This is a genomic window from Flavobacterium sp. RNTU_13, from assembly GCF_046614455.1.
Taxonomy (GTDB): Bacteria; Bacteroidota; Bacteroidia; order Flavobacteriales; family Flavobacteriaceae; genus Flavobacterium.
Window position 1 is genome coordinate 130,723 of the sequence record NZ_JBKJHB010000001.1, and the last position, 13,985, is coordinate 144,707.

The following is a 13,985-nucleotide window of genomic DNA, read 5'->3' on the forward strand; positions in this document are numbered from 1 at the left end:
TCCCAAATTAATTACCAAATGTATACCTGAGCGTAAAGCCTGTACGTATGGTAGTTACAGGATACGACGTAGAAATAACCGCCTTACTAAACGAATGATCGTAGTAGAAAATGGCTGTTAATGCCTTACTGAAAGCGTAGTCACCCGTAAGTTTTAGCGTCCAGATGTTTTGTCCGCCACCCAGCTGGTTGTTATCATAATCAAGGTAACGCACAATAGTAAGGCTCCTGCGCAGTGTAAGGTCCATCTTAAGGTTAATATCGCTCTTAATGGTATTAGTAGGGTTGTTAGCTAACCTAGAGTTTATAACTACGTCTTTAATACGATAGCCCAGCCCCAGGGTATAGTCATTACCTTTAACCTCAGTAAGCAGGTTGTTATCAAAACTCATGTTAAGTGTACGGTCTTTTTTAACCTCGGCTACAAACTTAAACGAGTTTTTCATTTCCACATCAAAACGGATAAGCGGGTTAAACTGTTCTGAAAGGTTAATGTTGCTGATAACATACTTGTTAAAGAAGTTACCTGCGTTGTTATTGTCTCTGTTCTGCTCGGCTAGTGAGGGATCATAATCGTAATTAGAACGGTATGAGTTAATGTTATACGAAGCCCTGTAACCATGCTGTATAGAAAAACGCTTAAACCTGTCTTTAAAATACTTATAACGCATAAGCCCAGTGTACTTTACAACCCAGTTTGGCAATGGCACATCGCGGAACATACCCGTATTTGCACTCGCAGCATTTTTACCCTGATAGGCAGCAAGGAATGCCGGAAGCAGTACAGCCTGGTTATTTTTACCGAAACCTACCGGGTAACCGTTATTAGCTGTAGCAAAATCACTCTCAGGAATACCCGCATCTCCGTAGCGTGGTATATTACCTCCATAATGTTCTGCAGCCAGCTTGTTAGCAATAATAAGCCTGTTTTCCCTGAATTTATCAAAGGCAGCACTGCCGTTTTCGTCAGATCGGCTGAATGCTGTCTTTATAAGCACCGTAGAAATCTGGAAGTTACCGTAACTGTACGGCGAAAGTGCCTGATAATCGTACCTATTATTTACCTCATCATAAGCGTCGTACTGCTCGCTATGGTTAAGCGATGACGTACGGTCTGCAGTAAGGTCTATTTTAAAATCAGGGAATAAATCTACTGATGCCGTGAGGTTAAGCTGCTTGGTATCTACCTGCGTGAAACTTTGGTTAAACGCATTATAGGTGGTAAGGTACCCCATCTTGGCCGCCTCATAACGCACATCGGCATCCTGGCTACCAAGGATAAATCCTAAAGTAGGTCTTGTAGTACCAAAGAAACCTATAGATGGCAGGTAACCCGGAAGCACCGTACCATTAGTTTCGCTGTAGTTAACCTGTATGTTTTTTACACTTGTAAGTACACCCAATAATCCGTTTACAAAAGGGTTACCATCCTGAGACACCTTCGGGTCTGCGGCTATTTTCTCGCCCGGTTTCGGCGGTGCTTTTGGCGCGGCTCCTTTAGCCGGAGTCTTTTTCTTAGGCCCAAGCCCCAGGTATTTATAAAACATATCCATGCTAAGTGTAGCATTGATTTTGTGCGAATTATTGTTCTGTATCGTGTTACCTAATGCTGTACCGTCTGCCGAAAACGCAAGCGCATCGGTACTACGGGTCCAGTTGTAGGTAGCGTTATAGCTGTACGTTGCTTTTACAAAACTAAGGAACGGCAGCTTGCTGAGCGGCAAATCATAGTTCACCACAAAATTTTGCGTATGGGTGTTTGGTGTACCAATGTTCCAGAAATCTGTAAATACCGTGTAGCTTTCTATTGGGTTACCCTCCTCATCAATATAGTTCCTTACAATATTGCTGGTAGCCACCGCGTAGTTAAACTTAAGTGACTTGGTAATATTATAGTTAAAGCCATACTGGTAATTAAAGAAATAGTTTCTCCTGTACAGCGGGCTTATGGCTATACCTTCTACATCTATGTTACGGTACTGCATCCTGTTGTACTGCCTCAGGATGTTTGTACTAAACGAAAGGTTAGACGGCAGGTAGTTAAAGTTGAAATCGCTCAGCATTTTCCAGTACTGGCTCTTTTTCATAAAGCCAACATTTTTAAGCGGTTCTACCGGCTTGCCCTGGAAGGTGTAGTTATAATCTGCCGTAGCCCTTACCTGCTGATCCAGCTGTTGTTCTATCTGGTAATCGCTGTGGTTTGTTTGGTTATACGAATACGACAGCGTAACGTTTTCCGGGCTGTAAATATGTGCTTTCTGTTCTGGTGCACGTTCTTTTTTAACCCCAATAAAGTTAATGCTCTTTGTTTTGGTATAGTCTACATTACGGTTTAATATCGACTCGCGTTCGGCATCGGAAGTAGCTACATCAAGTGCCTGGTCTATGGTAATGTCTTGATAATATTGATCATACTTAGGCGTAACTGAAGTTTCGCCTACAGCATAGTTAAACGGAATATTAAGGTGTGCCTTTTTAGGCAATAGCTTCCCTATATTAAGATTTGTTACCAGACTATACTGCTTGGTATCTTTAAGGCTTCTTTCGGTAGGCCCCTGCTCTACCGTACCAAAACCAATAGTGCTAAGGTTACCCGTAGCCGAAAGCGTGGCAAGGTCGGCAAAGTTAGTATCTAACGCTGCTGTAGCGGCATATCCGCCCTTGTTATCCATGTCGCTAAGGCGAAGTTCGTTAAACCAAACCTCTCCCCTAACCGCAGGTGCCGGCGAAGGAACGGTAGCAAGGCTAAGCACGTTGTTTCGTACACCCAGCATCAGTACGCGTACGTTACCAAAGTTAGGGTTACCTTTTATTCCCAGCATCATACCGGGTGCCAGCGAAGGGTCTAGCTCGCGGGCATCTACCCTGTAAACACGGTCAACGGGGTCATACGGAATGGCATTTTGCAACGCAAGAAGTTTTAGTTTGGTAAGGGCACTAATACTCACCATTACTTCGTTGTCCTCAGGCCACACATCTTCTGCCCTATAGGCAAGATCTGCGCGTCCATCAAAAACGGTTTTCTTAAGCGGTTTACGTATTTCGTAGAAGTTGTCACTGGCGTCGGTACCGAAACGTACTACAGCCGCCAACTGGTCGTCCTGAAGGGCATTGCTTTCTTCATTGCCCGTATTATCAGGAAGCGCCTCGGCGTGCAGGAACATCCTTATTTTTTTATACTGGCGCATGTCTACGTTTACATACTTAAACACCGCACGGGTATCCCCGGGTTCAAGCCCTGAGTTAATATCATTACTACCATTAGTAGCATATACACGAAGTGACAAAGCTTGTTCGTTCTGGTTAATAACCGCATTGTTACTGTACAGCTGCTCACGTATTACACCCGGAGGCGACATATATGGTATAGGCGAACGCTGGGTGTTTTCCTGTACGTTTAACGATACCACATCAAAACCGGTGTGCCACCTTTCAGCATCGTCAGCATTAGTAAGGTCGCTGTCCAGTGAATTTTCGTACTGCCTCCATTCGCTGCGTACCAGGTCAAAAGCACCCATACGAAGCGTAACATCACTCTTAAATCCGGTAAGCATTACACGCATAAAACGGATAGAACGCAGGCTGCTAAGCGACCCCACGCTATCGGTCATGCTCTTAACCGGAATTTTGTACAGTAACCACCTGCGCCTTGTAGTCCCTTCTTCCATCGGCTCAGAGTCGCTCTTACGCTCATCTACAAGGTAGTTTGTACCCACTATGGCATTTGGCCCTATTGGTATTTCATAAGTATAATACGCATCTATGGTATTCATGGTATTATCCTTGTTTATGTCTTCAATATCAGGTAATGTAGTGCTACCCCTGTTAGTGTTACCCACATCTACAGGCGAGTTACCCTGAACGCCGTTGTAATCTTTATAACGGTCTATAATACCGCCTTCTACGGTAAGGTAGTAACGGTAGTTATCTGCAGCAGGGTCTTCAAACCCGGCAAATGCAGGAAACTTAGCCGCTTCTTCAGCATCGTTAAGACCATCAAAACCTACGTCCTGAAGTTCCCTGTTGGCAGCATTAGTATCAAAAGCATAGATAAGCGACTGCGATGAAGGTACCTTGCCCCAGTCTGAAGAATACACAAGTGCTGCACCATCGGTGCCCGGCAACCCATTTTCGTATTGCTTACGGTTATCGTGAAGTATATCTTCCGAGATTTCACCCAAATGCAGAATCAGCTTACCGGTATTGCTAGGATCTTCCTCATCAGACGGATTAGCATAATACGGATCCAGCATCCAGAACTGAATATACTCTACGTTAGTCTGCTCAAAGTTAGTAGATGTAAGCGACCTCATAATACCACCCCAGTTTTGCGTAGCACGGGCATCGTTAAACATACCCTGCCCATCGGCATCCGGGCTAAAGTTATACGGGCCGCGTTCCTTTGGAAAATAAGAAAGGTCTAAAGTTGTTACAACCCGGCTTTGCCCCGGGGCAACATCTGTATTAGGATAAAGCTCTGAATAGTAAATACGACGCGTAAGGTTAGTAGAAACAGAACCTGCGTTTATACCCGCAGGCCTTGAGCCCGACGCATAAAAAATAGGATCTATACTATACCAGGCCAGCTTACCACGCTTGTAACCGGTAGATACAAATTTATCGGTATCGGTACCCGTACCCTCATACCCTACAGGCACACTGGCAAGCGACCATCCGGAAGCACCACGAAGGTCGATATTGCTCTGCGATCCCTCAAAGTCTTCTACATACGTGGTGGCTTCGCCATTAAACTGGTCGGCTTTACTCGCTCCCGGTTTAAGGTACGCAAACTCGCCACGGAATGAAAGATTAGATGGCACATCAGTATCTACAAACGGCAGCTTATTTACCATACGGGTAAAAAATGGCATCTCTGTACTAAAGTTTGTATTAATACCAAAGATGGTATTGTTTACCGACTCCTGACCGTAGTTTGTTTTATTAGTAAATGGCCTTTCAGACATACGCAAAATGGTAGCCCCTACAAGAAACTTATCGTTAAACTTGTGTTCTACGTTAATACCAAAGAAACGCCTGGTCTGCTGACCAAATGTGTTATTATTTTCTAACGAAACCTGTACCGGTGTACTTGAGTTTAGCAATGAAGGATCTAGTATTTCCACCGTACCTGCCTGGTAGTTTACGGTATAATCTACCCCCTCTACAAGGGTACGCCCACCGGCAGTAACTACCACAGAACCCTGTGGCACATTAAAGGCACCAAGAGATATACCACCGCCACCAGAGCTTTTAAATCTACCTTTTAGCTGGAACTTATTTTTACCGGTTTGCTGCATGGCCTCTGCCTGTGTAGAAGCATATAGTTTACGGTAAACGTATTTGCGCTGGTTTTCGTTATACGAAGATTCATCTGAGTACAAGGCGCTGTTACCTGTGTTAGTACCAAGCTTATCAAAAAGCAATTTACCAAACGGCTCTACGGTAGAGAAAATAACACGGCCGTTTTGCTGGTCTATGGTTAATCCTGGATAAAAGTCGAAGAAACCATCACCACTAGGCTGAGGGTCGCCCGCGTAGGTAAGGCGGTCCATGTTAAACACCCTAAGTAGCGGAGTTTCTTTAACATCGGCCTGTGTTCCTGTGCCATCGGGTAAATCAAGCCCACCCACGTTAGCCGGCGTGATATAGTTAAGCGGAGAGGGGTCTGTATATAATATATTAAGTGTAAAGTTTTCCTGGCTCAATTGGTACCCATTCGGAATCTGGTACACGTTTTTCATCATCAGGTTCCAGGTAGGCTGGCCCACATTTACAAGGCTGCTCTTAAGCAACTTCAGAACAAGGCTGTTAGTAGAAACCGCAGTTACCTGCGATGTACCGTTATTATCTGTAACAGTAGGTGTTGTAGCATCTACACCATCGGTACCAAACTCACCCACCTGAAATACCTTGTCGCCTACCGTATACTGGTACGCTACTGCAAGTACCTCGTCGTTGTTAAGCTTGGTATTTAATGAAATGTAACCTAACCTGGCATTATACGTAAACTCAGATGTGGTTAGCTTACGGGCATTTTCCAGTTTTACGTAGTCGAGCCCCTCTGTAGTTTTGCCGTTAATGGCACCCACAAAGCTACTGCTAGATGTGTTTACTATCTGCCTTATCGTTGAAGCCAGTAAACTCGGGTTATCAACGCTTGTATTACCTATATTGGACGGATCTAGCCTGTTGTTTCCGTTATCCGGATAATTGTTGTAAAATGCAGGATCGCCGGCTTCGTTATTGGTTACGTTATAAAAAAACGCAGCAGGGTCTACACCCTTTCCTATATACCCTACAGAACGGTTTGTAATATCTTCAACGGGGGCAGTGTTTACAAGAGGCTTAGACTGTAACCTGCCTTCACCCAAATCCTGGAACGCTACAATATTACGCGAGTTATTCTCGGTAGTATTAATACGGTTTTGCTTGTTTGTAACCCACACTTCAATACGTGTTATCTGCACGCGGTTGTCTATAAGCGGATAGCTTCTTAACCAGTGGTCATAACGCTCGCGGAAAAACTGCGACAGGAAGAAATGCCTGTTTTCATCATACTCAAGCGCGTACAGCGAGAAATCCTGTACTACGCTGCCACCCTGGGCAGTAACGGTTTTGCTTTGTGATTTTTGCTCAGAATAAATACCCGTAAAGGTAGTTTTACCAAACTGAAATTGCCCCTTTACACCAAAGAGGCTCTGTGCTCCCCGTATAAGGGAGTTAGACAATGGGAAGCTTACGTTACCCACTTCTATTTTCCTGATTATATCATCCTCGGTAGGCGTATAATCAAGCTTAATCATATTTTGGAACGCGAATGTACTTTGGGTATCATAGTTGGCCATTACGTTTAGCCTTGTACCCACTTTACCCTGAAGGCTCATGCTTATACGCTGGTCAAAATCAAATGTAAGGCTCTTTCGGTTACGCGGAGATAAGGCAGGGTTATCCTGCCTGGTGTAACGCATACCAAGGTCTACCTCTACAGACCCCTGTGGCTTTACATCTATGGTATTACCGCCAAAAATACTTTCAAACAAACCTGATTTTACGTAATACCGTGGCAGGGCATCTTTTTGCTGCTTCTCTGTGGCCTTATCACTTATGGATTTGTTTTTTTCCTGGTAATATTGGCGCATAGACTCGCGCAGCACCAGCTGCTCGTACTCCTCGGGTGTAAGCATAACGGGGTAACTTATGTTAAACCCGTCAAATTTATTGGTATAAATATACGTATTGGTCCTTGGGTCGTACTCATACGCCTCTACAATACTGGTAGGGTTTTTAAGCTCTACCTTACCTGTATTATAACCTTTTATGGTATCGCGTGAAGCTTCCGATTCTTCTTCTTCGGTTACCTGCGCCTGTACCATTACGCCCATAACCAGGAACAGTAATGAAAAGGTATACTTCAGATGTTTATAAAAGTGGTTAGAGTACTCTGTTTTCAAAGACTATAAATTTTTTAATGCTAATTTTATTATTGCTTCAACCGTAGCGGAAGGATCTTGCGTAAGTATTTTCTCCACCGCTTTTTCAGCCAGCTTTTTATTAAAGCCTAATACTTCCAAGGCAGATAACGCCTCATCTCGGTTTGTATTGTAGCCCGGCGCCGAAACTTCCTCCAAATCGTACAGTTTTAACACTTTATCCTTCAGGTCCAGTATAACGCGCTGCGCGGTTTTTGCCCCTATCCCTTTTATAGACTGTATGGCGGCTACATTACCCGTACCTATGTGGCCTATGATTTGCCTTGGCTCTAAAGAGGATAACATGGTACGCGCCGTACCGGCACCTACACCGGAAACCGATATTAACAACTTAAACAGCTCGCGCTCGGCCTTTTCGGCAAAACCAAAAAGCGTATGCGCATCTTCCTTAATCTGAAGATACGTATACAGCTTTATTTTTTCTGAATCAGGAAGCAGTGAAAATGTATGCAGTGATATATGTACAAGATAACCTACACCATGGCAGTCTATCACTACATCGGTTGGTGTTTTTTCTACCAGCCTTCCTTCAAGATGTGCTATCATAAATTGTTAATTGCCTTATGAATGTCCAAAAATAAAAAATTTATTTACATAAAACCCCCAAGATTATTTCCTGGGGTTTTTGCTTCGCTTTTCTTTTTCCTGTGCATCTACAACAGCTACAGCGGCCATGTTTACCATTTCGTTTACACTGGCGCCAAACTGTACTATGTGCACCGGCTTATCCATACCCATCATTATAGGGCCTATAGATATTACCTGATCCAGTTCTTTTAAGAGCTTGTAGGTAATGTTTGCCGATTCCAGGTTAGGGAATATCATTACATTGATTTTCTTACCTGCCAGTTTAGAGAACGGGAATTTATCCTGATGCATGGCTTGGTTTAGGGCAAAGTCGGCCTGCACCTCACCGTCTACAATAAGATCCGGGTAGTTTTTATGCAAATAATTTACCGCCTCACGTACTTTTACGGCACCCGCTTCCTGAGAAGAACCAAAGTTAGAGTACGACACCATAGCTATTACGGGCTCTAAACCAAACAAACGGGCAGTACTTGCCGTAAGCAGTGCTATTTTAGCAAGGTCTTCGGCAGTAGGATCCGGGTTTATTGCCGTATCAGATAAAAATATAGGGCCGCGCTTGGTAAGCATAAGGTTAGTAGTAGCAATGCGGCTAATACCCGGCGCCCTGTCTATTACCTGCAACACCGGCTTAACCGATGCCGGATAGTTGCGGCTGTATCCAGTAATCATGGCATCTGCATCGCCCTGGCTTACCATCATGGCAGCATAGTAGTTACGCTGGGTCATCATTTTGCTGGCATCAAGCTCGCTTACGCCCCTGCGCCTGCGGGCTTCCCAAAAGGCTTTGGCATACGCTTTAAAACCATCCTCAGCTGCCATAGACTCCGCACGCGGATCTACAATTTTACACTCAAAATCAAAACCGATTTCCTCCTTAAGCTCCTGTATGGTTTCGCGGTTACCTAAAAGTATTGGTTCGCCTATACCCTCTTCCTTTACAATCTGGGCTGCCTTAAGCACATCCAGCTGGTCTGCCTCGGCAAATACTATGCGCTTAGGCGCACTTTTGGCACGGTTAATAAGCAACCTTGCCATTTTGTTGTCGTTACCCAGCCTGTCCAGCAGTTCTTCTTTGTATTTCTCCCAGTTTTCAATTGGCTTTTGTGCCACGCCACTATCCATGGCTGCCTTAGCCACAGCCGGCGGTACCACAGCAATAAGCCTCGGGTCAAACGGTTTAGGGATTATATAGTCGCGGCCAAAAATCAGTTTGGTTTCGCCATAGGCTATATTTACCTGCTCCGGCACTGACTCTTTAGCAAGCTGAGCCAAAGCGTGTACCGCAGCCATTTTCATTTCCTCGTTAATCTTAGTAGCCCTTACATCCAGCGCTCCGCGGAAAATGTACGGGAAACCAAGCACGTTGTTTACCTGGTTAGGATTATCGCTACGGCCGGTAGCCATAATAATGTCTGAACGTGTGGCTATTGCCGTATCGTAATCAATTTCGGGCGTAGGGTTTGCCATGGCAAAAACAATAGGGTCTTTAGCCATGGTAAGCAGCATTTCGGGCGTAAGCAGTTTACCTACCGAAAGCCCCAGAAACATATCTGCACCTACTATGGCTTCGGCAAGGGTTTTAGGCTCACCCGGCTGCGCATACTTCATTTGTATCGGCAGCAGGTCGGTACGGCTTTGTACCAGCATACCGTTAACATCAAACATGGTAATGTTCTCAGCCTTTACACCCAGTAACAAGTACAGGTTAGCACAAGCCAGCGCGGCAGAACCCGCACCTGAAACCACAATTTTAATTTCAGATATATTTTTACCGGCAAGCTCTGCAGCATTTAGTAACGCTGCCGACGATATTATGGCTGTACCATGCTGGTCGTCGTGCATTACGGGGATATTAAGTTCTTCTACCAGGCGGCGTTCTATTTCAAACGACTCCGGAGCCTTAATATCTTCAAGGTTAATACCGCCAAAGGTTGGCGCTATGTTTTTAACGGTTTCTACAAACCTGTCTATATCTTTTGCGTCTACTTCAATATCAAAAACATCTATATCGGCAAAAATTTTAAATAAAAGGCCTTTACCTTCCATTACCGGCTTACTGGCTTCCGGGCCTATGTCGCCCAGGCCAAGTACCGCAGTACCGTTAGATATTACCGCTACAAGGTTACCTTTTGCGGTGTATTTATACACATTGTTTACATCCTTTGAAATTTCCAGACAAGGTTCTGCCACGCCGGGAGAATAAGCGAGCGAAAGATCGCGCTGGGTGGCATACGGTTTTGTTGGTACAATCTGAATTTTACCAGGTTGGGGTTTTGCGTGGTAAAGCAGCGCTTCCCTTCGTTTACTGTACTGATTCATTCGTTTTCGTAATTTGGATTTACAAAGGTAAACCTATGCAGCAAACTGCGAAATATTTAACGATATTCTTTTGCCCGAACCTGAAATTAAAAAAATGTATCTTTAGCCTGCAAAATCATATTACGCAACTATGAAAAAAATAGCCGCTATACTGCTTATTGCCGCCGGCATTATGCAGTCTTGCCAAAAAAAAGAAGCTGTAACCACGCCAAACAAGGCACTGGCCACCGTACTAAACGATTACTACCAGCAACGCCTTAAGCTATATCCGCTGGAAGCTACCCAGGCTGGCGATGCCCGTTATAACGACCTGTTTCCTAATACGCTGAGCGATGCTTTTCATGATCAGGTAAAAGACTTTTTTACCAAATACAAAGAAGCACTATCCAAATTTAAAGACGACGAGCTGAGTGAAAACGACCGCCTGAGCAAAGAAATCCTGATGTGGACGTGCAACAACGAACTGGACAGGCTTAAATTTCATGAGGAGTTACTGCCTTTTAACCAGTTTAGTGGTACGCACCTGGCCATGGGGCAGCTGGCATCGGGTAGCGGTGCGCAGCCTTTTAAAACCGTAGCCGATTACAACAACTGGCTGAAACGCCTTGACGGCTACAACGAATATCTCGTTACGGCACTTGCCCGTATGAAGGAAGGTGTGGCTAAAGGCTATGTGCTCCCAAAAACACTGACCGAAAAAATGATTCCGCAGTTTAAGGAAATGGCAAATGAAGATGTGCCTTCGCACTTGTTTTATATGCCCATAAAAAATTTCCCGAAAGACTTTAGCGAAGCCGACAAAAAAGAACTTGCCGCGAAGTACACTACTATACTTAAAGATAAGCTTATTCCGGCATTTAAAAATATTTATAACTACTTAAGCACCGACTACCTTAAAGCAAGCCTTCCGCAAAGTGGTATTAGTGCCATTCCGCAAGGCAAGGAATACTACAACTTCCTGATAAAGAACTACACCACTACCGAAATGGGCGCCGATGAAATACACAACCTTGGGCTTAAAGAAGTGGCACGCATTAAGGCGGAAATGGAAAAAGTGAAACAGCAGGTGGGTTATACGGGCGACCTGAAATCGTTCTTTGACTATGTGCGAAACAAAAAGGAACTGATGCCGTTTACTAATCCGCAACAGGTTATAGACAACTTTAACGCCATACACAACCGCATGAAACCGAACCTGGAAAAGCTGTTTGGTAAAAAGCCAAAAACGCCGTTTGAGGTGCGCCGTACCGAGGCGTTTCGTGAGGCGACTGCCAGTGCAGAGTACAACCAGGGCAGTGTAGACGGTACGCGTCCGGGGATTTTTTATGTACCAATCCCGGATGTAAAGAAATACAACACTTTTGCCGATGAAGACCTGTTTCTGCACGAGGCCATACCGGGGCACCATTACCAGATTTCGCTACAACAGGAAAACAAAGACCTGCCTGAGTTCAGAAAAACAATTTGGTTTAATGCCTATGGCGAAGGCTGGGCACTATATACAGAATCACTAGGTAAAGAGCTTGGCCTGTATACCGACCCTTACCAGTACTTCGGGATGCTAAGTGCCGAAATGCACCGTGCTATACGCCTGGTGGTAGATACCGGTATGCACACCAAAGGCTGGACCCGCGAGCAAGCCATACAATACTCCCTGGATAACGAAGCCGAACCACAGGAAAGCATCATAGCCGAAGTGGAACGTTATATGGCCATACCGGGTCAGGCGCTGTCGTATAAAATAGGCCAACTTAAAATACGTGAGCTGCGCACAAAAGCAGAAAAGGAACTTGGCACCAAATTCAGCATTAAGGAATACCATGACCAGGTACTGGATGCAGGATGCCTACCATTAAAAGTTTTGGAAGATAAAATCAATAAATGGATTGCAAGTAAAAAGTAATAGGGAGCCTCGCTGAAAAGCGGGGCTTTTTTTTGCCACTAATTGCACAAATCTTTTTTCGTTGATAATAATTAAAAACACCCGACCGTTTTACATAACTTTGAACAAACCTTCAACCTATGAAAAACTTACTCTCAGCACTTTTAATCATCGTCTGCATATCGGTTTCTGCCCAAACAAAATTTAAAATCAAGGAAGTGGTAGGCAAGGACTGGAAATCTACCTTTTATATTGTTAATGAAAAAGGTAAAATAACCAAACAACTGGACACAACCAAATATCTTATGCTTATGAGTCCTAAGCAATATGTATACTTTGCAGTATTTGCTCTTAAAAATAAAAAAGGTTGGCAAGCCATTGACTTTAATGAGAAAATATTATTTGAGGTATACAACTGGAGTCCAGGAGAACCAACACCTGACGGACTGATTGAGAACAGAATCAGGATAATTGATAAAGATGCAAAAATTGGTTTTGCAGATGAAAAAGGTAATATTGTCATCCGTCCCCAGTTTGAAATTGCGAGTTCATTCTACCAGGGAAAGGCCATGATTGGTAAAGAATGTAAAAAAATACCCTGGGGCAATCATGAGAATGAGGAAGGTGGTTGCCACCACTATAGCATTAACTGCAATCAAAATGGTTATATTAATACAAAGGGAGAAATAATAGAACTTGGAGATTTTACATTTGAAGCCATTAAAAAGAAAATAGGCTGGAAGACTCCTTATTAATCCCAAACAAAACTACAACCTACTTCAAAAACTCGATATTCCGCATAAGCCCGGAATACTTGGTGCGTTTTACTGCTGAATTTTTAAATACCTTACGGAAGGTATCTTCGGTTATTTCTTCCCAGTCTTTTTTAGTGAGGGTCAGTAAATCCGGGTGTGGGCTAAATAGCGGCTCTCGGTGCGGCTTACTAAAACGGTTCCATGGGCATACGTCCTGGCACACATCGCACCCAAAAGCCCAGTCATCAAAGCTGCCCTTCATTTCATGCGGAATGTTTTCCTTAAGCTCTATGGTAAAATAGCTGATGCACTTGCTGCCATCTACTACATAAGGCGCGATGATGGCCTGGGTAGGGCAGGCATCCAGGCAGGCGGTGCAAGAGCCACAATGATCGGTAGTGGCGTGGTCGTATTCCAAATCTATGTCTACAATCAGTTCAGCAATAAAGAAAAACGAACCCGTTTTTTTGCTCAGCAGGTTGCTGTTTTTGCCTATCCAGCCTAAGCCGCTTTTGGCAGCCCATGCCTTATCGAGCACCGGGGCACTGTCTACAAACGCCCTACCCCCTACTTCGCCTATGTTATCGTTGATGGATTGTAACAGTTCTTTCAGTTTATCTTTTATAACCGAATGGTAATCCTGCCCGTAAGCGTATTTAGAAATCTTATAGGTTTCGGAAATCTGCTTTTCTTCAGGATAGTAGTTCAGCAGCAGGGAAATCACGCTTTTAGCACCATCCACAAGCAGCGTTGGGTCGAGCCGCTTATCAAAATGGTTTTCCATATACTGCATCTGGCCGTGACGGTTTTCGTTGAGCCATTTTTCCAGACGTGGGGCTTCTTCTTCCAAAAACCCAGCTTTGGAAATACCGCACGACATGAAGCCAATGCGTAAAGCTTCGGATTTTATAAAGGCAGTATGTTTTGATTTAAGATTTATGATTTAAGATTT

General features: G+C 44.2%; 6 protein-coding genes. 2 read left to right on the forward strand and 4 right to left on the reverse strand.

Going from position 1 to position 13,985, the window contains the following annotated elements; genetic code table 11:
* Positions 1-7: 7 nt before the first annotated feature.
* From sprA to ACLI08_RS00615, 3 genes are all read right to left on the reverse strand, one after another.
* Positions 8-7,381: a cell surface protein SprA gene (gene sprA, locus ACLI08_RS00605; RefSeq protein ID WP_411427366.1), complete on the reverse strand. Its 7,374-nt coding sequence runs from the start codon at positions 7,379-7,381 to the stop codon at positions 8-10.
* A 72-nt stretch (positions 7,382-7,453) separates the two neighbouring features.
* Positions 7,454-8,035 (reverse strand): Holliday junction branch migration protein RuvA, encoded by a 582-nt coding sequence (ruvA, locus tag ACLI08_RS00610; RefSeq protein WP_411426514.1) that lies wholly within the window; start codon positions 8,033-8,035, stop codon positions 7,454-7,456.
* 63 nt (positions 8,036-8,098) lie between these two features.
* On the reverse strand, positions 8,099-10,396 hold the full coding sequence (locus ACLI08_RS00615; protein WP_411426515.1) for an NADP-dependent malic enzyme: 2,298 nt from the start codon (positions 10,394-10,396) through the stop codon (positions 8,099-8,101).
* Positions 10,397-10,526: 130 nt separating this feature from the next.
* On the opposite strand from ACLI08_RS00615, the gene ACLI08_RS00620 reads away from it, so the two are divergent.
* Together ACLI08_RS00620 and ACLI08_RS00625 are read left to right on the forward strand one after the other, a co-directional pair.
* Complete coding sequence (locus ACLI08_RS00620; protein ID WP_411426516.1) at positions 10,527-12,299, forward strand: DUF885 domain-containing protein; 1,773 nt, start codon at positions 10,527-10,529, stop codon at positions 12,297-12,299.
* A gap of 119 nt (positions 12,300-12,418) precedes the next feature.
* Positions 12,419-13,033 (forward strand): WG repeat-containing protein, encoded by a 615-nt coding sequence (locus ACLI08_RS00625; protein WP_411426517.1) that lies wholly within the window; start codon positions 12,419-12,421, stop codon positions 13,031-13,033.
* Positions 13,034-13,052: 19 nt separating this feature from the next.
* Here the strand turns inward: ACLI08_RS00625 and queG are convergent, their stop codons facing one another.
* Positions 13,053-13,976, reverse strand: coding sequence for a tRNA epoxyqueuosine(34) reductase QueG (gene queG, locus ACLI08_RS00630; protein WP_411427367.1), 924 nt, complete (start codon positions 13,974-13,976; stop codon positions 13,053-13,055).
* Positions 13,977-13,985 lie beyond the last annotated feature (9 nt).